This is a genomic window from Bacillus sp. EKM501B, from assembly GCF_011800505.1.
GTDB lineage: Bacteria > Bacillota > Bacilli > Bacillales > Bacillaceae_G > Bacillus_A > Bacillus_A cereus.
In genome coordinates this window covers 1-20,645 of record NZ_JAALFZ010000005.1, presented here as the reverse complement: position 1 = coordinate 20,645, position 20,645 = coordinate 1, and the positions used below count along the sequence as shown (strand labels likewise).

The following is a 20,645-nucleotide window of genomic DNA, read 5'->3' as shown; positions in this document are numbered from 1 at the left end:
TATAGGGTTTATCAAAAGGGAATTTAGGAAGGATGGAAAAAATGAAGAATCTTGATGGGAAAGTAGCATTAGTAACAGGGGCAAGTCGCGGCATTGGTCGTGCGATTGCGATGAGATTGGCAAACGACGGTGCATTAGTTGCGATTCACTACGGCCGAAATAAAATAGCTGCAGACGAAACAATTAGTGAGATTGAATCTAATGGAGGAAAGGCATTCTTAATTGAAGCTGATCTCAATTTAATGGATGGTGTCAAAAAAATAGTAGAACAATTGAAGAATGAATTACAAATAAGAGTTGGTACATCAGAGATTGATATTTTAGTAAACAATGCAGGGATAGGTACACAAGGGACGATTGAAAATACAACAGAAGAAGTTTTTGATGAAATTATGGCCGTAAATATTAAGGCGCCATTCTTTTTAATTCAGCAAACATTACCGTTACTACGAGTAGAAGGGCGCGTTATTAACATTTCATCAGCGGAAGTAAGACTTGGTTTTACAGGGTCCATTGCATACGGTTTAAGTAAAGGTGCACTAAATACGATGACACTTCCTCTAGCTAAACATCTTGGAGAACGAGGTATAACAGTGAATACAATTATGCCTGGATATACGAAGACAGATATGAATGCGAAATTGCTAGATAATTCAGAAATACGAAATTTTGCTACGAATTCATCTGTGTTCGGACGAATAGGGCAAGTTGAAGATATTGCAGATGTAGTAGCATTCCTTGCTTCTTCTGATAGCCGCTGGGTAACAGGGCAGATTATAGATGTCTCTGGAGGGTTTTGTTTATAGGGTCACTTACTCCATAACCAGCAAGCTAATTAAGTAAATTACTAGTTATGAAACGATCCTCGCTTCATAACTAGTAATTTATAGAAAGGTAGGGATGATAAAGAAGTCTATTAAAACGTGATTTTTTCGCTAGGCAATTTGAATAAGGGGCTATTTTTAATTATTCATAATCTAAAATAATCCAATTTTATTTTACAGTAACATTAAAACAAAATTATTGACCGCGTGGTACAGAAAGGAGTATTCTATTCATGTTATCTTTAAAATGAGAGGAGGATACGATTGAATAAACGCGGCAGACCTCGAGAGTTTGATTATTCCTCAATTGTAGATGTTGCAATGAAAACATTTTGGTTAAGAGGATATGAAGGATGTTCTACACAAGATTTATGCAGTGATACAGGACTTGGAAAAGGAAGTTTATACAATACTTTCGGTAGTAAACATGAACTGTATAAACAAGTATTAGAACGCTACCATGAAATTGGGATTAGGGAACAAAAGAAATTGTTACATACTCCAATTCCAGTTAAAGAACGATTAAGTAATTTTTTTGAATGGGCATTGAAAGAAGACTTTGAGAATATGGATCAAAAAGGATGTTTATTGATTAATGCCAGTATAGAACGTGCTAAAAACGATTTAATGGTACAAGAAATTTTCTCGAAGCATGTTGAACTTCTTAAACAAGCTATTGAAACAGTGATGGAGGAAGGATTGCAAACAGGTGAAATTTCAAAGGAGCAATCCGCTGAGGAATTAGCTAGTCTGCTTTTAAGCAGTTATTACGGATTCCGTGTTCTTAATGTATCGATGCAAAATCGGATGTTGTCTGAACAAGTTATCAAAGGAACAGTAGAGTCTATTTGTGGCGCTTAGTGCGCCCTTTTTTCGCACTATTATTGTACCGATCATTACAATAATGAATAAGGAGTGTTTTTATGCCATCGATTATTTATTTATTAGCTTTAGCAATCTTTTGTATGACTACATCAGAATTTATGGTTGCAGGTATGATGAATGAACTTGCTCTTGCATTCCAGGTTTCTGTATCATCCATTGGGTATTTAATTTCAGCTTATGCAGGAGCAATGGTAATAGGAGGCCCCATTTTAACTGCAATCCTCTTAAGAATGCGCAGCAAACAAGCATTATTGTTTTTAATGTTCATATTTTTAATTGGTCAATCGCTCGGAGCTATTGCTTGGAACTATGATATTATGATGATTTCACGTATTATAACTGGTATTGCTTCAGCTTCAGCTTTTGGAGTTGCGATTTCCTTTTCTGCGACATTGGTTCACTCTGATTCAAGGGGAAAAGCTGCATCAATTGTACTTGCAGGTTTAATGTTCGCAACTGTATTAGGTTTACCTATAACAACCGTTATTTCGCAATATTTTGGCTGGCGTATTAGTTTTGGGGCTGTTTCTGTTCTTGTGCTAGTATCAGCAATTATGATTCAACGGTTGTTACCATCCTCTTCAAATAAAGAGCAATTAAATTGGAAAGATGAACTTCTGCGATTTAAGAATATTCATCTTTGGGCAGCGTACGTAACAAGTATGTTCATTATTGGTGGTACGTTTGCAGCATTTAGTTATTTCACTCCTATCTTTACAAATGTTACAGGGTTTTCAAGTGCAAGTATTCCATATTTACTTGCTCTCTATGGTAGCGCGACAGTAATTGGGAATATAATAATTGGCAAGTTCGCTGATAAATTTACAATGAAAATACTTATGGGTGGATTAATTATATTAATCATAGCGTTGTCTTTATTTGCTTTAAGTGCAGAGAATAAATACATTGCAGTTATTTCTACGATTTTTATTGGTTTAACTGGTGTAGCATTGAATCCAGCTATGGTTGCGAGGGTGATGAAGACAGCTAGTAATGGAATAATGATAAATACCGTTCATAGTTCTTTTATTACGCTAGGTATTGTTATTGGTTCGTCACTAGGTGGTCTTGGGATCAGTAAAGGATATGGTTTTGTATCTCCTCTATGGATTGGAGCTTGTTTAGCTATCCTTGGGGTAATTTCGTTATTCCCATATTTACATAAAGGAAATGTAGATTAAGAGGTTTAAAATTTCTTTATATGGGGGAGCACCCCATCGCTATCAAGCTAAGAAACACATTCTTCACCAAAAACGATAAAAATGATTAACATGTAAAAAATTAGTTCTGGAACTATTATGATATTTTAACTTAATGAGCATGTATGGTGACCCCTAATTTATTTGATTTGAAAATTTATTTCTATACAGATTACAAAATTGAATTAATGAGAAGATTTAATCAGAATCATTTACAAACTGCACTTTCGGGATAAATAAGTTATTATCTAACAACTGTTATTCATCATCACAAAAAATCCAGTAACTTCATCTGGAGAATAATAAACACCTATAAATTATTGTTAGAAGCTGTCCTTTTTGTATTTATCTTTTATAAATTTCTTCAATACATAGATTTAATTCTCAAGTCGGAGGAAGGCACCTTAGGTGTCTTTTTTCATTATAAAAACCCAAAAGCATTTATGTACTTAAGGGCTTATCCATTAAAAAGTATGGGTATTTGGAATTCCTTAAATTAAGAACAAAGTGGAATTATTCCTAAACTAATTAATAGAGCTGCAGCCAACGCTGGAATTGGTACAGGAATCTTGATACCTTCTACACCTAAGAAGTATTGTCCACTTATTACTTTAAAACAAACTAATTCCTCTTTTCTGCTAGAGTTAATGCGTTATAATATTTAATTAAACTATCTGTATGACCGGATTTTATATTTTTATAATGTATATTATTTTGCCATTCTTAGAGTCCTTATAGTATCTTTTTTCTCAATATAAGAACTCTAAAAATGTGTTAATATTTTAATACAAATTCCCTTTTGTGCAATGAGATAGTAATACCCAACAAAAAGCCCACCTATTTTAGTAGGTGGGCCTTATCTTTATTACACAATGTCAAATTACACTCTCTTTTGCTCATAAACTTTATTTAATTTGGATTAGTCAACATGTGGCATTATATACATACTAAAAGTATAATTTTTTCCGGAACTCCACATGTAACTTTCATCGATTCTGCTTAACTGGATAATCTTGAGAAAATATTAACAGAATTAAAAAAATAACATTTTTTCAATTTCCTGTAATTATAATTAAAGGTATTCTGTTAGTGTTATACAAATGTATCTGTCGATTTATTCCATGTATGAATCTAGTCTGGCTATCAACAGAATATTCCACACACAATTGAAAAAGGGGGAAAGTTTATGCAAAGAATTTTAAAATTCCTGTTCATGTCCGTTTTTTCTTTGATTTGTGTTTTGTATGTTCAAACGGACTCTTTTGCCGCACCAGCATACGAGGGAGTTGTCAAAATGAAGCAGCCTTCAGGCGAATCTTTTGAGGGCACGTTACATGGAGATGAATGGTTCCATTGGGTAAGTACAAAGGATGGCGATGTACTTTTACAAGATCAGAAGGGGTATTGGAATTACGCGGAGCTTACATTAGATGAACTGAAATCGACGGGGAAAAAATATAAAATTGATAAGAAGCCTTCAATGGCAGTAAATGAGAACAATTTGAACAAATGGATAAAGAATTACAACCCTCAAGCAAAGAAAAAACAGGAGCACATGAATAAATTACAAAAAGAATCACCAAAAAATATTGATGGAACTGTCACTCCAGTTTTAGGAAACAAAAAATTACTTGTTTTGTTAATTGGGTTTACAGATGTTGATATTGCATATAACGATAACGATTGGAGTAACAAATTCTTTTCTACAAATCAAAAGTCAGTTAAGAATTACTATAATGAAGTAAGTAACGGAAAAGTACAGATAACTCCAGCTCCTGAAACATATGGTACTCAAAATGATGGAGTGGTTAAAGTGAAATTAGATTACGCTCATCCGAGTACATCGGGAAAAAGTATGGGTACGGTTATAACAGATGCACTGGCTAAAGCTGATTCTCAAGTGAATTTTGCTAGTCTTGATACTAATAATGATCAAGTCGTTGACTCTAAAGATGGCTTCTACATTGTAAGTTTTCTTGCTGGTAATGAACAGGCTAGTGGGGGGCCACTTCCAAACATTTGGGCGCATCAGTCATATGCTCCTAATACAAATCACGATGGTGTTACAGTATCAGGCATGTATACAGCGCAGGGTGAAAAACAATATGGTCATATGGCGACAATTGGTATACCTGCTCATGAGTTAGGGCATTCTTTTGGTCTTCCAGATCTATATGGTGACAATAACCGTGTAGGTAGTCTAAGTATAATGGGGAATGGAGCTTGGAATAGTCTTCAAGGGGAAGAGTATGGAACTACCCCAGATCATATGGATGCTTGGTCAAAGGTAAAACTGGGCTTTGTAACACCAACTGTAGTAAATACCACTAATAACTTTACTCTAAATGCAATCCCAAATAACTATAATGTGTTAAAGATTCCTTTAAAGGATAATACGTATTTTTTAGTTGAGAATCGCGCAAAGGTTGGGTATGATGCGAGCTTACCAACAAATTCTGGTGGTATTGCGGTTTGGCATATTGATGAATCTATGAATAATAATTCCAGTGATCCGCATCCTTTCATTGATATAGAGCAATCAGTCAGTGAATACCAAGACCCATTCTATTACACGAATCAAAATCATGCTGCTACCTTTGGTCCAGACACTAATCCGAATAGTAATACCTACACGGGAGAAAAAACAGGAGTAACGATTACAACGACAAGTACAAGTAATTCTGCTATGAATGTAGCAGTCACAACAAAAGAAGCTAGCTTAATTCCGCAAACAAACTGGACACTAAAATATGTAGATAGCTATAATTGGTACAATTTAGGTACGTATGCCTTTGATGGAAACAAAGACACATTTTGGCATACAAACTGGAGCCCTGTAGCTCCAATGCCACACGAGATTCAAATTGATTTAGGTGCAACTTATAACCTCTCCAAATTCAGCTACTTGCCAAGGCAAGACGGCCAAATAAATGGAACGATTAAGGACTATGAGTTTTACGTCAGTAGTGATGGAGTAAACTGGGGAACAGCGGTATCCATAGGTGCTTTTGCAAATAATAATAATTTGAAAGAAGTCAACTTTGCAAACAAGACAGGTCGTTATATTAGACTACGTGCATTAAGCGAGGTAAACAATAATCCATGGACCAGTGCGGCAGAAATCAATGTATTTGGAGTGGCTCAATAATATATTCATGAGGGTATTTATTTAAATCATTGATATGCTATTTTAAAAGGTTATCATTCGCTGGGGGTTTCATCCAGCCTTTGATAACCTTCTTATTCTGCTAATATGTAAAAGAAAAACATAGATTGTTAAAATTGACTTTCTTAGCTTAGTTTAGCTTAAATGTGAAACTTTTTAAGGTTTATTTTGTATGCAAATCTTTCAATTACCTACACTTGTCCTTTAGAAATAAGAAACAATCTCACCTGAAATTTATTTTATATAAGCTTAGCTTGATAGAGATGGGGCGCGACCCCATGCCCATCAACTTAAGAATTCAGAATTACCCCCAAATGAAAAAATGAGCTTTTTTGCCTTTTATAGCAACGAAGCTGTTTAATGGAAATAAAGTTCTTTTTTATACTATAAAGTTACATAAAAATGAAAGTTGATATTCTCAAATACGAGGGTATCAACTTTTTCCATATAAAGTTATTTAACAAACGGGGAGAATTAATGGAGGGACATTATGGGGTTATTTGAATTTGAAGAACGATTTAAAAAACAAGTAGAATGCTATGAATTATCTGAGGAACAGTTACAATTTACAGGTAAACCAAAGAAATGTGTAGAATTATCAGAAGGCGATACTGACATACATTCTATATCATTTCTTGCAAATAATGAGCTTATAACATTTTTTGAGCTTCATGAAAATGCAGGCATAAATCCATAATCTAAAAATCCAAAAGCTATGTTATTACGAGCTCTTTCAACGGATTATTATTATCAAGGAAAGGGGCATACCAAACAATCATTATTGTTACTACCTGATTTTGTACGCAAAGAATATCCACATATTAGTGAAATTGTATTGGCTAGCGATAAATGTGAAAAACATTACTGCACAGTTATTATATAAAAAATGTGGTTTTATTGATGAAGATGTACGAAAAATAGGAAAAAAAGGCGCACTTATTATTATGAGCTATTATTTAAAAGAGAGAGTGTGTGAAAGATTTGACAACCGAATTAAAAAGTGTAGTTTAGTATTTTCTAAATAAACTACACTCATTATAAAATATTTATAGACTAAAAAGGGGCTTTTTATGTTACATGATGATCCAAAAAGTATACACTCGCAGTCAGCATCCATCTTTGGATAATTGGCTCTTGATTTCCTGTCTCCTGACGTCCCATCACTTCTATTTCATACTGCTCTAACCAGAATTTAGAAGTCTTTAAAAACTTTAAATCTGCACCAAAAGCTCAATACAATTCGTAAATAATTTGATTATAGAACTATTTTTCTGTGGCGAAATAAAGCAAGGCTATGGCCGGAAAAGTGATTCCTATCCATAATGTTAGATTCCATCCTCCTAAGGCATATGCCCATCCTCCAATAAAGGATCCAACTGCACCTCCTAAAAAGAAAATAGCCATAAATAGCCCATTTAATCGACTACGAATTTCTGGACTCAACGAGAAAATTAAACGTTGGCTAAGCACAAGGTTTGCAGATACTCCCATATCCAACAGAATTGCAGCAATTACTAAAACAGCTATTCCGATGGGCGAACTACTTCGAATAATAAGTGGTAGTAATAAAGAAATAATAACAACAGTGAGAACTATCCCAGTGGCGGGTCGTGTCCAGCCAAGATCAGCTAGACGACCACCTATTGGAGCGGCTATTGCACCTGTAATTCCGACAAGTGCATATAATGCTATGGCAGTCTGAGAAAAATGAAAAGCAGGACTAGATAATAATAATGGAACAGTGGTCCAGAATAAGCTGAAAGCCCCAAATACACAAGCATGATAAATGGCACGACGGCGTAAAATTGGAGTAGTTCGTAGTAGTTGCCACATTGAATTAAGTAAGGTGGTATAATTTGTTTTTGCCTTTGGTTTCCTAGTAGGGAGTACTTTCGATAATACAAATGCCAAAACAATAATTACAGTAGAAGATAAAGCAAATATTGCATTCCATCCCCACATACCGGCTACTAAACTAGATATCGGTCGCGCAAGCATAATACCTAATAACAGACCACTCATGACGTTGCCAACTACGCGACCGCGTGTATTTTCAGATGAAAGATATGATACAAGAGGTACGAGCACTTGCGCTGCGACCGAACCCAGTCCGATAAAGAATGAAGCAATTAACAACAAGGTTGCGCTTTTTACAAAAACCATAGAAATGAGTGCAAATGCACTTGAAAATAACAATATAAGTATCAATTTTTTATTCTCAACAATATCCCCCAAAGGCACAAGAAATAATAAGCCAACAACATATCCAATTTGAGTTAGCGTTACAATTAATCCAGCGCTACTATTAGAAAGCCCAATTTCATTACTAATTACCCCAATTAAAGGCTGCGCATAATAAAGATTAGCCACGATGATACCACATGCAGTTGCCAGAAGAATGATTAAACCCGATGAAATTTCCTTATCACTTGCTTTATTTTTAAAATTAGACATAAGTATTTCCCCCATATTTTTATTTCAGAATTACCTTGGTGTATTTTGGAACTTAGATAAAGCCATGATTATTACGAGATTCCTTAACAATTAATAAACTGTACGTTCAGTTTATTAATTAACTAAAATATATACTAAACGTTTAGTTTTGTAAATAGGCTATTTTATTTTTTGTTCATATTAAGTATACTAAACGTATAGTTTATGATTCTTGGAAGGAATGATTAATGTGCAAGGTAAAAGAGGTAGACCACGTAATGTCGAAACCCAAAAAGCTATCCTTTCTGCATCTTATGAGTTATTACTGGAAAGTGGCTTTAAAGCAGTCACAGTCGATAAAATTGCAGACCGTGCTAAAGTTAGTAAAGCTACAATTTATAAATGGTGGCCTAATAAGGCTGCTGTAGTAATGGATGGTTTTCTTTTTGCTGCCGCAGCTAGATTGCCTATACCTGACACAGGTTCAGCATTGAATGATATTTTAATTCATGCTACAAGTTTAACCAAATTTTTGATAAGTCGTGAAGGGACTATTATTACTGAGTTAGTTGGTGAAGGACAATTTGATTCAAAGCTGGCAGAGGAATATCGTACTCGATATTTCCAGCCACGTCGCCTGCAAGCAAAACAACTCCTGGAGAAGGGAATTAAAAGGGGCGAATTAAAAGAAAATCTCGATGTTGACTTAAGTATCGATCTCATTTACGGACCAATTTTCTATCGGTTGCTAGTAACCGGTGAAAAGTTGGATGATTCCTATGTGCATGACTTGGTAATAAATGCATTCGAAGGAATACGCTTGAATTGATTAATATTAAAATGAAGATTTAGAAATTCTACTGTCTCTTATGCGAAGGCAATTTATATTAACTTGGTAAATAAAGTATTTAATTTTTAAAAACTGATGTATATGGAGTGGTCTCCCAATACATCAGTTTAAGAATTAAGGGGATGTTAAAAATAATCAAGATAATTACTCTAAATATAACGTCATGCAAACAATTTTCATTATGGGGATAATATAATATCTTAACTTGATAGACATAGGGGAGCACCCCATCACCATCAAACTAATATTTTCATATCTCCCTAAATTAAAATTTTCTTTCTCTACAGATAGTTATTCTGAGAAGCTGCTCATTTTGGGAGCATTTCTTTTTCTTAAGTTGATGGGCATGTATGGTGACCCCTATTAGACGATAGTAAATTAACGATTTCGGGGTTCAGTTCAACTTTATTCAAAATAAGATTTTTTTGCAGTAAAATCAATGTTAGTGGAACATTTTTAATCAAACTTTTTTCTAAATGAACATAAATACTTGTAATATTTAAATTAGTACTATATAGTTCTAGTTATGACAAAGGTAAAATTAATGAATCAAAGACGTGTGATTGAAGTAGCTGCAACATTATTTTTAGAAAAAGGGTTTGCTTATACAAGTATGGATGAATTAGTACGTGTAAGCAAAGTTTCAAAGTCTAATGTGTATTATCATTTTTCTAATAAGGAACAATTATTAGAAGGAGTCGTTGATTATTGGATTGAAATGTATCAATCTGCAATTGATGACGTACTTTCTCAGAAGCAATTTTTAGTTGAAGATCGTATCCAACTGTTTTTAAAGCAATTATCACAAGGAGTTCAGTCGAGAGAGTATAAGGGGAGCTGTCCATTTATTACTCTTTATATTCAAAGTCCTAAACAGGCCACGCAAATAAAAGAAAAAATAGGTCTTTTTTTTACAGGATTACAAAAGAAAGTTTCTCTATTACTTAAACAAGGGGTAGAGAATGGAGAATTTAGAAATACGATTCATATTGATGAGGTTGCATCACTTTTTATTACAAATCTTGAAGGAGCGTTATTTATTTCAGAAACATTGAAGGATGCAACTGTAATCACGAAAACAGCAGATCATTTTTTAAAATTGCTTCGATAAAAGAAGCATTTTTTTTATATCAAATTAGTACTGAGTAGTACTAAAAAGGGGGATTTTATATGAGAACAGTATTTTTAACTGGTGGAACAGGCTTTATTGGAAAGCAATTAGTGAAAGAATTAGCCAAAGAGGATGTTAAAATTCTTCTTTTAGTGAGGTCGAAAAGTAAAGCAATACGTCTTTTTCAAGAAAGAGGCATCTTAAAAAAGGAAGTTATGCACTTTATTGAAGGTGATTTGACGAAAATAGATTTAGGTCTAAGTGCTGAAGATAAGGAGAGGGTATTGAAAACGGATGTGATTATTCACGCAGGAGGCCCCATGGATATTCAAGCGACAAGTAAAGAGGCAGCTTCCGTATTTTTAAATGGTGCCAAACATATTAGTGAATTAGCTAAAAGTATTCATCAATTGAAGGGCTTGCAACAATTTATTCATGTTGTAGGTTATATGAGTCCCTTTGATGATAAAAATAGCAAGATTGCAATTGATGTGTTTCAAGAAGGAAATAATTATTTGAAAATAAAAAATCCATATGAGAGAACAAAATTTTTAGCAGATCTTTATATCCGTCAGCAGGCATCAGCAGTAGGTTATCCGCTTTCTGTAATTAATCCGCCAACTGTAGTCGGTAGTAGTAAAACAGGGAGTACAGAGCAGATAGCAGGATTAGGTTTGCTTGTGAAGAGTATGCGAAGAGGGCTCATGCCAGTGATTCCTGGAGGTAAGGGATACAGGTTACCACTTATTTCAAACGATGAGCTTGCGAAGTTTATTGTGCAGGTTTTCAGATTAGAGCAACCGACTATTCAAACATATACACTTGTTGAAGACAAACAGCACGACCAGAACATTGCTGAGTTATTAAGTATTATGTCGGAAAGTATGAATATGAGGGCACCAAAAATCTCTGTCCCAATGCCACTTATGAAAGCAATTATGAATAGTGGAGTAAGTAAAATAACAAAAATTCCTTCTGATGGACTGAATTTTATTACAAAACGAAAATTTTCAAATGTTTCAGCGAAAAAAATTATGGGAGGAGATTGGTTTAAGGAGACGAGTGTAATGAAATTTTTCCCTGCCGTAGTAGCTGATCTGGATTATCGAATGATGTATCAATATGGCCAGCATAATCATGTATTTAAACGAACATTATGCGATAACAATACCCTTTACCAATTACAAGGAGAGGGTAAACCCTTTATTTTATTACATGGTTTATTGAGTGATGGAGAGGATTTATTTCCTTTAGCACAAGAGCTTCATGAAAAAACTGGTCAACCTGTATGGATCTTGGATCTTCCAGGTTTGGGACGTTCTCCCTTTAAACGGGAGAAAAATCTTCTAGATATCTATTTGAATGTAGTGAAAAAGTTATTGGAGAAAGCTGCGGATGGTGCACATCTAATTGGCCATTCATTCGGTGCGTTTATTCTTCTAGAAGCATTGGTAAAAGAGTACATAGATAAGAAGTATGCAATCACTTTACTTCAGCCACCTGTTGCTAAAAAAAATGCTAAATCGCTAAATGTTCCTCAATTTATGAACAAATGGACATTAAAATTGGCAACTACTAATTTGATAGGGCGATATTTATTAAGTAATGGTTTGTTTGAAAGTATCGAGAGTATCCCTGAACATTATATTGAAAAAATAAGAAACAGTTTTACTTCTCCTAGAATTTTAAATACTACGGTCCAGCTTAACAGTTTGCTACTAAAAAATAATCAAGGTGATTTCAATGAAGTAACAAAGTATAATCTTCACATTATTTGGGGGGAGTATGACAGAGGCTATTCTGCTCCATCGCATCTTGGTAAGGTTGATTTTGTTCCATATGGTCATCATTTTCCTCTTAGCCATCCGAGTGAAACGGCAACATTAGTAATAAAAAATAGTAATACTAGTAGATGAGAGTGTGGGATAAATAAAAAGTGTGTAGTAAGATCGTTGTGTCTTTGAAATAAAATCGTACTGTTTGGAGTCCCGCGAACAAGACGCAAATTTTGCACGCTAAGCAAAAAACAATAAGCTGTCCACATGGACAGCTTATTTACATTATTCTCGTTATTGGAAGTTATTTTTAACTTTTCCTGATCCGAAAGAGTCAATCTTTGTTTTGTTTTTCTAACAGTTGAATAACCTTATCTAATTTTGTGCGACTGAATCTTGCTTTTTGCGATTGTTAGTATGACAAATTATACGTATAATGCCCCTAAACATTGCACAGATAATTACTAAAATAATAGCAACTCCTATGTAATAAATAGAGTTTTTCATAAGATAATTTATCAATAATTATTCTTTTTTCTCCGGCTGATAGGAAAGAATAACGACACCTGAACTGGTCGTTCTTGTTTCGATCAGTTTTAAAGCCTTTGTATCGTTTCCGGTTTTAAAGAGATGCTTTCCGCTTCCCACGATAACAGGATTGACCATAAAATGATATTCATCAATGAGGTCGTGTTGCATCAATGTCTGTATAAGCTCACCACTACCATAAATTAAAAGGTTCTGACCGGGCTGTTCCTTCAGTTTCGATATTTCTTCTACAATATTACCCTTGATAAGATTTGCATTCCATTCGGTTTTTTCCAAAGTTGTTGAAGCAACAAATTTAGGCATGCTGTTCATCTTATCAGCAAAACCTTCTTCATCAGTCATAGAAGGCCAAGCAGCTGCAAAACCTTGATAGGTTACTCGCCCTAGTAGAAGAGCCTCACTTTCAAACAGCAAATTGGATTGAAACTTTGCTACTTCTTCATTGAAATATGGAGCAGTCCAAGCTGGTTCCTCCATGACACCATCTAGTGAGAGGTACATCGATACAATTATTTGTCCCATTTTGTTCTCCTTTAGTTTTAAATTGAGATTTTTACATATTGGTAACACAATTATTAATTCTTCAGCTAGAGAAATTCTCCCTTTTTAATAGTTTCGACAAAATATATTTATGTGTGTTTCGGAATAAACTAATATATATTAATAATTTTGAAATATTGTATAACTTCTAATTTTTATGCATTATTGATTAGAATTGCTTATTGCGCTAAGGAATCAGGATAGTGTGGCGACCGACTAAATAGTTGCTTAGCCTCAATTATTAGAAGGGAAGTTCTATCATTTCGCGAATTTATTAGACATAGACGAGTGCTATAATTTTCTATATATACATAAAGAGGTGACTACGCATGAATCAAAGACCGTCAGAAGAAGAATACGCTGGGAGCTCCGGCGAATATATCCGTTTGGTGCCAGACGGTAACATCATCGACATTCTGCTCGCTCAGGAAAAGCAAATGACCGAGCTCCTGGCATCGTTGACCGAAAGCCAGGCCGCATATCGGTATGCGGAAGGAAAATGGACACTGAAAGAAGTTGTGGGCCACATTACAGACGCGGAACGCGTCATGACCTACCGCCTGCTCCGGTTCGCAAGAGGGGACCAGACGCCGCTGACCGGTTTCGATCAGGAATTGTTCATGCCTCCTTTCGGAAGCTGGACAATCGCGCAACTGGCCGAAGACTACCAGGCCGTCCGGCAATCAACGATCACATTGCTGCGCGGGCTACCGGCGGAGGCGTGGAACCGCAAGGGTACAGCCAACAACCTAAGCATTACGGCGCGCGCCCTCGCGTACGGCATCGCAGGACACGAACTTCATCACATGGGAGTCATCCGAAATCGGTACTTGAGTTAATCGTCGGCTGAGGCCTTTTGAATGGAACTAACACCTTTCATACAATCTTAGATACCGTTCTTATTGGGGCCCGCCCCACAACCATCAACTTAAGGATTTAGACTATTTTTGAAATTGAAAGCACGTTACTATTCTCTTATGTTAATGAGAAAGGGTGACGTGCTTTTTATGATTATGCACTAAAAACAAGAGTTATCTTTATTTGCTGAAGAGTTATATCGATTTTTCTCATTTTGGGGTATTTGTTTTTCTTAGCTTGATGGTAATGGGGCACTACTCTATAATGGTCAAATTAAAATTTAAAACAGTTATAGAGACTCCATTCCTCGGAAATATTGTAACTATTAAGTTGTAAAAAGAACCGTAGTTTTTCATTTTTGAAAAAGCTATGGTCTTTTTTAATTGTAACAAAGATATAATGGGAGGAAGTTTTTTCTAAATCAAAAAAACTTGATGAATTAGTTGCATAAAGAACTAAACAGCGTATATACTATAAACATCAAAAAAATTGATGAAGGGAAGTGAACTACAGTGGCACAAAATTTTCAGTTATATGAGAAAAAGTTTAAAGCGTTGGCTGATCAAAAACGTTTAGAAATCATGTATGAGCTTTGCCAGCGGGGCCAGACGTGTGTATGTGATTTAACAGAAGTTTTTGAAATGACGCAATCTAAGTTGTCCTATCATTTAAAGGTTTTATTAGATGCGGGTTTAATTGTAAAAGAAACAAAAGGTACGTGGAGTTATTATGATTTAAATGATGCGGAAGTGAATAATTTATTATCAGAAGAATTGTGCTGTATCTTTAGAAAAACAGGGAAAGGTAGTTGCTGTTAAAATTTTGAGTTATTAATCAAAAAAAATTGATTAATAATGTATAAAGAGGAGGAATAAGGTATGAGATATGTTCACGTCGGTATAAACGTTACGAATTTAGAGAAGTCTATTGAATTTTACGAAAAGGTATTTGGTGTATCACCAGTTAAAGTGAAAACAGATTATGCAAAATTTTTATTAGAGACGCCAGGACTTAATTTCACGCTGAACGTAAGAGATGAAGTGAAGGGAAACCAAGTAAATCATTTCGGTTTCCAAGTGGATACAGCTGAAGAGATTACATTGCATAAAGAAAGATTAGAAAAAGAAGGGTTCTTTGCACGTGATGAGATGGATACGACTTGTTGCTATGCAGTACAAGATAAGTTTTGGGTAACAGATCCTGACGGGAACGAGTGGGAATTCTTTTATACAAAAGCACAGAGTGATGTTCATAAAATTGAAGATCCATCTTGTTGTACGACTTCTAACGTAGTAGAACAAAATTCTTGTTGTTAATAGGAGATGGAAAATAAAATGAAACGTTTATCTTTTCTAGATCGATATTTAACACTATGGATTTTTCTAGCTATGGCTGTTGGGATTGGTTTAGGGTTTGTGTTTCCTAGTGTAGTAGACGGACTACATACATTACAGGTTGGAACGACGTCTATTCCACTTGCTGTTGGTTTAATTGTAATGATGTATCCACCATTAGCGAAAGTTCGCTATGAGGAAATGGGCCGAGTATTTAAAGATGTAAAAGTGTTAGTTCTATCTTTAGTACAAAACTGGATTATTGGTCCGGTACTTATGTTTGTGTTAGCAATTATTTTTCTTCCTGATAAACCAGAATACATGGTTGGTCTCATTATGATTGGGTTAGCACGTTGCATTGCGATGGTCATTGTTTGGAACGATCTTGCCGATGGAGATAAAGAGTATGCGGCAGGTTTAGTTGCTTTTAATTCGGTATTCCAAATGCTTTTTTTCTCAGTTTATGCATACGTATTTGTAACTGTAATTCCAGAATGGTTAGGGATTGAAGGTGCTATTGTCGATATTACAATGATAGAAGTAGCAAAATCAGTATTTATCTATTTGGGAATTCCTTTTATAGCAGGTATGTTGACACGCTTTGTACTAGTTAAGTTAAAAGGAAGACAGTGGTATGAAAAGGTGTTTATACCTAAAATTAGTCCACTTACATTACTTGCATTGCTATTTACGATCGTCATTATGTTTTCTTTAAAAGGAGAGATGATTGTTAGCGTGCCACTAGATGTGGTAAGAATAGCGATTCCGTTATTAATCTATTTTATTGTAATGTTTTTTGTATCTTTCTTTATGGGAAGAAAAATTGGTGCAAACTATCCGGTGACGACAACGTTAGCATTTACAGCAGGTAGTAATAACTTTGAGTTAGCAATTGCTGTAGCAGTTGGGGTGTTTGGTATTCATTCAGGCGCAGCATTTGCAGCAGTTATCGGACCATTAGTTGAAGTACCTGTAATGATTGCACTTGTAAACGTCGCTTTTTGGTTTAAGCGTAAATATTTTAATGATCAACCAGCATAATTTAAAAACAAAGGCGGAAAACAACATGGAAAACAAAAAGACAATCTATTTCTTATGCACAGGAAATTCATGCCGAAGCCAAATGGCAGAAGCATGGGGCAAACAATATTTAGGTGATAAATGGAATGTATATTCTGCAGGAATTGAAGCACATGGAGTAAATCCAAATGCAATTAAAGCAATGAACGAAGTAAATATCGACATAACAAATCAAACATCAGATATAATTGATGCAAACATTTTAAATAGTGCTGATTTAGTCGTTACGCTGTGTAGTCATGCGGATTCTGTTTGTCCATCTACTCCGCCGCATGTAAATCGTGTTCATTGGGGATTTGATGATCCAGCAGGAAAAGAGTGGTCCGAATTTCAACGTGTTCGTGATGAAATTGGTGAACGTATAAAGCGATTTTCTGAAACAGGGGAGTAAATAAAGGAAAGAGTCAATCTTCTATCTTATAGGGGATTGACTCTTTTTTATTATGTATTTCATTTACTTATCGCATCGCTTTAAAACCACTCTTGAAAATAATACAGAATATTATGTGAAAGTGGTAAAGTTAGAATAGAACAGTTTAAAAAAGGGGATGTAACGTATGATCTGTGAACTAAGCAAGAATGATTTTTATAGGTGTAATAGTTTAGTGAATGAACAAGGTCAATTAGAGGTACGTGCTGTAATTGCAGGAGTGAACCCTGGTCGTATATTTGTAGATAATAGTACTGCTCCTAATTCGGGACTTATTTGGTTAGGTAATAATGATGGATTCTTCTTCATTGGAGATTCTGCAAATGAAGAGTTTAATAAAGAAATGAATCATTTTATTAATAATGTAATAGTACCTGAGGCGAGGAAGGTAGGACTAGATTGCTTTGAAGGAATCGGTAATCATTCAAAATGGAACAAAACAATTGAAAGAATATTTCAGCACCGTAAATTAAAGAGTTGGAATCAAAGAGTGTATACGCTAAGAAAAGAGGATTATGACAATCATCATGAGCCTAAATTTGAACAGGGATATACTGTGCTGAAAATGAGTAAAGCTCTCTATGAAAATAATAACAATACATTTAAGAATATTGATTTTTTACAATCAAAAATTTTAGAGTTTTGGTCTTCGCCGGATTGTTTTTTCGATGAGGGAATCGGTTATTGCGTTGTTTATGATGATCTAATTGTAAGTGTATGTTTTTCAGGTTTTGTATTTGCAAATATACATTGTATAGATATTGAAACGATAAAAGGTCACCAAGGGAGAAAATTAGCTCAAAAGATAGCGCATAGTTTTGTGAAAGATTGTTTGGAGAATGATATTATTCCATATTGGGACTGTATGGAATTGAACAAGCCTTCTGTTGCAGTTGTGGAAAATGTAGGGTTTACAAATGTATTTAACTATGTGGGATATTATTTTTTATTTGAATAATCTAGGTATACTTTACACTTTGAGGTTGCCCAATCATTATATATATCTACAATTTAAAAAAGAAAGCATATGAGGTGTCCGAAAATGAAAATACAAATAGTATTGTTTGATGGTTTCGGAGAACTTGTCTCTTTCGCACCGTTTGAGGTACTGAAAAGAGCGATAGAAGAAGGGGCTCCATTTACAATTGAATTCGTTTCGAGTGAACAAAAACAAGAAGTTACGACTTCATTTGGAGTTACGGTTAAACTACATGATTTTTTACGAATGGATAATAGGCCAGATTTGTTAATTGTACCTGGTGGTGGCTGGAATCATAAAGCTCAACATGGGGCACGAAAGCAAGCAGAGCTTGGTACTTTGACCGAAATGATTAGCGAGATGCACAATGCAGGAACAATTGTTGCTGGTGTGTGTACAGGAGGTATGCTATTAGCTGCCTCTGGTATATTGAACGGTCGAAAGGCAACGATGCACTATTTGGCACAGGATGAAATGAGTGAATACGGGGCAGAGCTTCTTCATTACAGAATTGCGGATCAAGGGGATATTATCACTGCAAGAGGAGTTACTTCAGGAGTTGATTTGGGACTTTGGATCACGGAAAGATTCGCAAGCCCTAAAATTGCGGCTGCCGTTGAATACAGAATGGAATATGAGAGGCGAGGTGTTGTTTGGAAGTAATTTGACTTCTTTTTTATCCCGCATTAACGGGCAGTAAGACTCCCACCACAAAATTCAACGAATGGGAGGGCTGCCCGTAAAAAACCAATGGATATGTACTAATAATCAGTGGGGGTGACAAAACTCCTACTGATTAAAGTTTCATTTTATAATTTTTCACCTTATTAAAAGTAGATTTGTTAGAAAGGATAATCATTTATTGATATAATGAATGGATGCGTGGCAGGAAATAGATAGAAAGATACTGCTAGTAATTTATACTTAAAATGTAGGGAGATTGAACAGAGTTATGGGGACAGAAAAAAAAATTAGTTCCGCTAAATTAATATGGAAGATGACGCGCCCACATACATTAACGGCGACGTTTTCTCCTGTAATTTTAGGAACAGTGGCATCACTTTATATTGCCAAAATTGATTGGCTGTTATTTATTGCGATGATGGTTGCATGTTTAGCATTGCAAATAGCAACGAACTTATTTAATGAGTACTATGATTTCAAACGTGGATTAGATACCGCTGAATCCGTTGGCATCGGTGGTGGAATTGTCCGTCATGGATTGAAGCCAAAAAATGTGTTAACAGTTGCGCTTTTATTGTATGTAGTAGCAGCTTTTATTGGCATTTATATTTGTATGAATAGTAGTTGGTGGTTAGTGGTTATTGGTTTAATTGGGATGGCAGTTGGCTATTTATATACAGGTGGTCCACTACCAATTGCGTACACCCCGTTTGGAGAATTAGTTTCTGGATTGTTAATGGGGACATGTTTTGTACTCATTGCTTTCTTTATTCAAACGAATACTGTAACGATTGAAAGTGTATTGATTTCCATTCCAATTGGAATTTTAGTCGGTGCAATCAATATGTCGAATAACATCAGAGATATCGAAGAAGATATTAAAGGTGGAAGAAAGACATTAGTAATCCTCCTTGGGAGAGAGAAAGCTGTGGTAACACTAGCGGTAGCCTTTTTCATTGCGTATTTATGGATTGCCGTAATTGTATTAATGGGTTATATAAGCCCTTGGGCATTAGTTATGTTCCTAGGTTTGAGAAAGCCAATTTCTGCGATTCAAAGTTTCCAAAAAGGGGCAAAGGATCCCGGATATATGCGCATCGCAATGAAATCAACAGCAATGACAAATACGATTTTCGGCTTCTTATTGTCAGCAGGATTATTAATTAGTTATTTGTTTTAAATAAAAAATATTGTTACGTGACTAAACCCCAATTTCTCGATTTTAATATGGAGAGATTGGGGTTTTATTTTTATAGCGTGTATTTTCCCTTTTAATCAAAAGCAAACTTTAAAAACAAATAAAAATATCAAGCATGTGAGCATCAAGAACGGAAGTGCATGAAATATACATCTTTAGCTTGATGGGTATGTGGCGGTACCCCATCGCTATCAAGCTAACAAAATATAACTACCCCCAGAACGAAATTTTATGCTAATTTGTAATAAAAAGCTCATTTTTTCGTTAGGAGGTGGATTTGTTTGCTTAAGTTGGTGGGCATGTGGCAGACCCCTCGATAAATTTAATAGCGTATAATTTTCACGTTTTTTCGGCGAAACATATAATGTGTTATTCGGTTTGACGTAATATATTCTTTACTTTTTGTAAAAAACATATTACTATTACGTTAATATAACTGTATAATAGAAGAGAGGAATGACATGCTTGAAAATAATATAGTAGTAGGAAGAGCTGAAAAAAGATGGACTCAACAACAATTAGCAGATGCAGTTGGTGTCAGTCGACAAACTATAGTAGCTTTAGAAAAAAATAAATATAACCCTTCTTTGATTTTAGCTTTCAAAATTGCTAATTCACTTGAGAAAGAGATAACTGATGTATTTAAATATGAGGAGGATGAATAATGGTTAATATTGCTACGATTGTAATTTGTGTGTTAGTAGTATTGGTGTTTATTGCAGAAATTTACAAAATTACATTTGAACGTCG

General features: G+C 34.9%; 19 protein-coding genes and 2 pseudogenes. 17 read left to right on the top strand and 4 right to left on the bottom strand.

The window, feature by feature from the left end:
* Nucleotides 1-41: 41 nt before the first annotated feature.
* From HFD78_RS12710 to HFD78_RS12690, 5 genes are all read left to right on the top strand, one after another.
* Complete coding sequence (locus HFD78_RS12710; protein ID WP_033667410.1) at nt 42-806, top strand: SDR family oxidoreductase; 765 nt, start codon at nt 42-44, stop codon at nt 804-806.
* A 282-nt stretch (nt 807-1,088) separates the two neighbouring features.
* Entirely contained in the window at nt 1,089-1,685 is a 597-nt protein-coding gene (locus HFD78_RS12705; protein WP_001042190.1) for a TetR/AcrR family transcriptional regulator, read from the top strand.
* A 62-nt stretch (nt 1,686-1,747) separates the two neighbouring features.
* A complete protein-coding gene (locus tag HFD78_RS12700) occupies nt 1,748-2,890 on the top strand; it encodes an MFS transporter (protein WP_001139233.1) in 1,143 nt (380 codons plus the stop codon).
* Nucleotides 2,891-4,094: 1,204 nt separating this feature from the next.
* A complete protein-coding gene (locus HFD78_RS12695; protein ID WP_097813901.1) occupies nt 4,095-6,056 on the top strand; it encodes a M6 family metalloprotease domain-containing protein in 1,962 nt (653 codons plus the stop codon).
* Between the two features lie 508 nt (nt 6,057-6,564).
* Nucleotides 6,565-6,771, top strand: coding sequence for a hypothetical protein (locus tag HFD78_RS12690; RefSeq protein WP_002062849.1), 207 nt, complete (start codon nt 6,565-6,567; stop codon nt 6,769-6,771).
* 386 nt (nt 6,772-7,157) lie between these two features.
* On the opposite strand, the pseudogene HFD78_RS29450 reads toward HFD78_RS12690, so the two are convergent.
* Both HFD78_RS29450 and HFD78_RS12685 read right to left on the bottom strand, forming a co-directional pair.
* Nucleotides 7,158-7,304 (bottom strand): annotated as a pseudogene (locus HFD78_RS29450) (VOC family protein); the annotation flags it as partial.
* A gap of 33 nt (nt 7,305-7,337) precedes the next feature.
* Entirely contained in the window at nt 7,338-8,528 is a 1,191-nt protein-coding gene (locus tag HFD78_RS12685) for an MFS transporter (protein WP_000064501.1), read from the bottom strand.
* A gap of 220 nt (nt 8,529-8,748) precedes the next feature.
* Here HFD78_RS12685 and HFD78_RS12680 point away from each other — a divergent pair, with 220 nt between their 5' ends.
* The 3 genes from HFD78_RS12680 to HFD78_RS12670 all read left to right on the top strand — a co-directional run bounded on the left by HFD78_RS12680 (nt 8,749) and on the right by HFD78_RS12670 (nt 12,384).
* On the top strand, nt 8,749-9,336 hold the full coding sequence (locus HFD78_RS12680; RefSeq protein WP_002062846.1) for a TetR/AcrR family transcriptional regulator: 588 nt from the start codon (nt 8,749-8,751) through the stop codon (nt 9,334-9,336).
* A 565-nt stretch (nt 9,337-9,901) separates the two neighbouring features.
* Complete coding sequence (locus HFD78_RS12675) at nt 9,902-10,468, top strand: TetR/AcrR family transcriptional regulator (protein ID WP_001076332.1); 567 nt, start codon at nt 9,902-9,904, stop codon at nt 10,466-10,468.
* A gap of 59 nt (nt 10,469-10,527) precedes the next feature.
* The gene (locus HFD78_RS12670) at nt 10,528-12,384 is read left to right on the top strand and encodes an alpha/beta fold hydrolase (RefSeq protein WP_001261148.1); all 1,857 of its coding nucleotides are present in this window, start codon (nt 10,528-10,530) and stop codon (nt 12,382-12,384) included.
* 193 nt (nt 12,385-12,577) lie between these two features.
* On the opposite strand, the pseudogene HFD78_RS12665 reads toward HFD78_RS12670, so the two are convergent.
* Together HFD78_RS12665 and HFD78_RS12660 are read right to left on the bottom strand one after the other, a co-directional pair.
* Nucleotides 12,578-12,750: pseudogene (locus HFD78_RS12665) on the bottom strand (DUF4083 family protein).
* Nucleotides 12,751-12,768: 18 nt separating this feature from the next.
* On the bottom strand, nt 12,769-13,314 hold the full coding sequence (locus tag HFD78_RS12660; RefSeq protein ID WP_000529760.1) for a dihydrofolate reductase family protein: 546 nt from the start codon (nt 13,312-13,314) through the stop codon (nt 12,769-12,771).
* 347 nt (nt 13,315-13,661) lie between these two features.
* On the opposite strand from HFD78_RS12660, the gene HFD78_RS12655 reads away from it, so the two are divergent.
* The 9 genes from HFD78_RS12655 (at nt 13,662) to HFD78_RS12615 (ending at nt 20,560) form a co-directional block, all read left to right on the top strand.
* Nucleotides 13,662-14,171, top strand: coding sequence for a DinB family protein (locus tag HFD78_RS12655; protein WP_001076316.1), 510 nt, complete (start codon nt 13,662-13,664; stop codon nt 14,169-14,171).
* A 531-nt stretch (nt 14,172-14,702) separates the two neighbouring features.
* On the top strand, nt 14,703-15,008 hold the full coding sequence (gene arsR / locus HFD78_RS12650) for an arsenical resistance operon transcriptional regulator ArsR (RefSeq protein ID WP_002062841.1): 306 nt from the start codon (nt 14,703-14,705) through the stop codon (nt 15,006-15,008).
* 60 nt (nt 15,009-15,068) lie between these two features.
* Nucleotides 15,069-15,506: an ArsI/CadI family heavy metal resistance metalloenzyme gene (locus HFD78_RS12645; protein ID WP_001271017.1), complete on the top strand. Its 438-nt coding sequence runs from the start codon at nt 15,069-15,071 to the stop codon at nt 15,504-15,506.
* 18 nt (nt 15,507-15,524) lie between these two features.
* The gene (gene arsB, locus HFD78_RS12640; protein WP_000826532.1) at nt 15,525-16,565 is read left to right on the top strand and encodes an ACR3 family arsenite efflux transporter; all 1,041 of its coding nucleotides are present in this window, start codon (nt 15,525-15,527) and stop codon (nt 16,563-16,565) included.
* 25 nt (nt 16,566-16,590) lie between these two features.
* Nucleotides 16,591-16,995 (top strand): arsenate reductase (thioredoxin), encoded by a 405-nt coding sequence (arsC, locus tag HFD78_RS12635; protein WP_000428354.1) that lies wholly within the window; start codon nt 16,591-16,593, stop codon nt 16,993-16,995.
* Between the two features lie 166 nt (nt 16,996-17,161).
* Nucleotides 17,162-17,992 (top strand): GNAT family N-acetyltransferase, encoded by an 831-nt coding sequence (locus tag HFD78_RS12630; protein WP_000562836.1) that lies wholly within the window; start codon nt 17,162-17,164, stop codon nt 17,990-17,992.
* A gap of 84 nt (nt 17,993-18,076) precedes the next feature.
* The gene (locus tag HFD78_RS12625; protein ID WP_098005351.1) at nt 18,077-18,676 is read left to right on the top strand and encodes a DJ-1/PfpI family protein; all 600 of its coding nucleotides are present in this window, start codon (nt 18,077-18,079) and stop codon (nt 18,674-18,676) included.
* 289 nt (nt 18,677-18,965) lie between these two features.
* Nucleotides 18,966-19,877 (top strand): 1,4-dihydroxy-2-naphthoate polyprenyltransferase, encoded by a 912-nt coding sequence (gene menA / locus HFD78_RS12620; protein ID WP_000536392.1) that lies wholly within the window; start codon nt 18,966-18,968, stop codon nt 19,875-19,877.
* Between the two features lie 479 nt (nt 19,878-20,356).
* Entirely contained in the window at nt 20,357-20,560 is a 204-nt protein-coding gene (locus HFD78_RS12615) for a helix-turn-helix transcriptional regulator (protein WP_000892394.1), read from the top strand.
* Nucleotides 20,561-20,645 lie beyond the last annotated feature (85 nt).

Coding starts and splice junctions, on each gene's coding strand:
- HFD78_RS12670 (WP_001261148.1), top strand. CDS start 10,528: ATGAGAACAGTATTTTTAACTGGTGGAACAGGCTTTATTGGAAAGCAA.
- HFD78_RS12630 (WP_000562836.1), top strand. CDS start 17,162: ATGATCTGTGAACTAAGCAAGAATGATTTTTATAGGTGTAATAGTTTA.
- HFD78_RS12655 (WP_001076316.1), top strand. CDS start 13,662: ATGAATCAAAGACCGTCAGAAGAAGAATACGCTGGGAGCTCCGGCGAA.
- HFD78_RS12690 (WP_002062849.1), top strand. CDS start 6,565: ATGGGGTTATTTGAATTTGAAGAACGATTTAAAAAACAAGTAGAATGC.
- HFD78_RS12700 (WP_001139233.1), top strand. CDS start 1,748: ATGCCATCGATTATTTATTTATTAGCTTTAGCAATCTTTTGTATGACT.
- HFD78_RS12645 (WP_001271017.1), top strand. CDS start 15,069: ATGAGATATGTTCACGTCGGTATAAACGTTACGAATTTAGAGAAGTCT.
- arsC (WP_000428354.1), top strand. CDS start 16,591: ATGGAAAACAAAAAGACAATCTATTTCTTATGCACAGGAAATTCATGC.
- HFD78_RS12680 (WP_002062846.1), top strand. CDS start 8,749: ATGATTAATGTGCAAGGTAAAAGAGGTAGACCACGTAATGTCGAAACC.
- HFD78_RS12615 (WP_000892394.1), top strand. CDS start 20,357: ATGCTTGAAAATAATATAGTAGTAGGAAGAGCTGAAAAAAGATGGACT.
- HFD78_RS12695 (WP_097813901.1), top strand. CDS start 4,095: ATGCAAAGAATTTTAAAATTCCTGTTCATGTCCGTTTTTTCTTTGATT.
- HFD78_RS12625 (WP_098005351.1), top strand. CDS start 18,077: ATGAAAATACAAATAGTATTGTTTGATGGTTTCGGAGAACTTGTCTCT.
- HFD78_RS12675 (WP_001076332.1), top strand. CDS start 9,902: ATGAATCAAAGACGTGTGATTGAAGTAGCTGCAACATTATTTTTAGAA.
- arsB (WP_000826532.1), top strand. CDS start 15,525: ATGAAACGTTTATCTTTTCTAGATCGATATTTAACACTATGGATTTTT.
- HFD78_RS12710 (WP_033667410.1), top strand. CDS start 42: ATGAAGAATCTTGATGGGAAAGTAGCATTAGTAACAGGGGCAAGTCGC.
- menA (WP_000536392.1), top strand. CDS start 18,966: ATGGGGACAGAAAAAAAAATTAGTTCCGCTAAATTAATATGGAAGATG.
- HFD78_RS12685 (WP_000064501.1), bottom strand. CDS start 8,528: ATGTCTAATTTTAAAAATAAAGCAAGTGATAAGGAAATTTCATCGGGT.
- HFD78_RS12660 (WP_000529760.1), bottom strand. CDS start 13,314: ATGGGACAAATAATTGTATCGATGTACCTCTCACTAGATGGTGTCATG.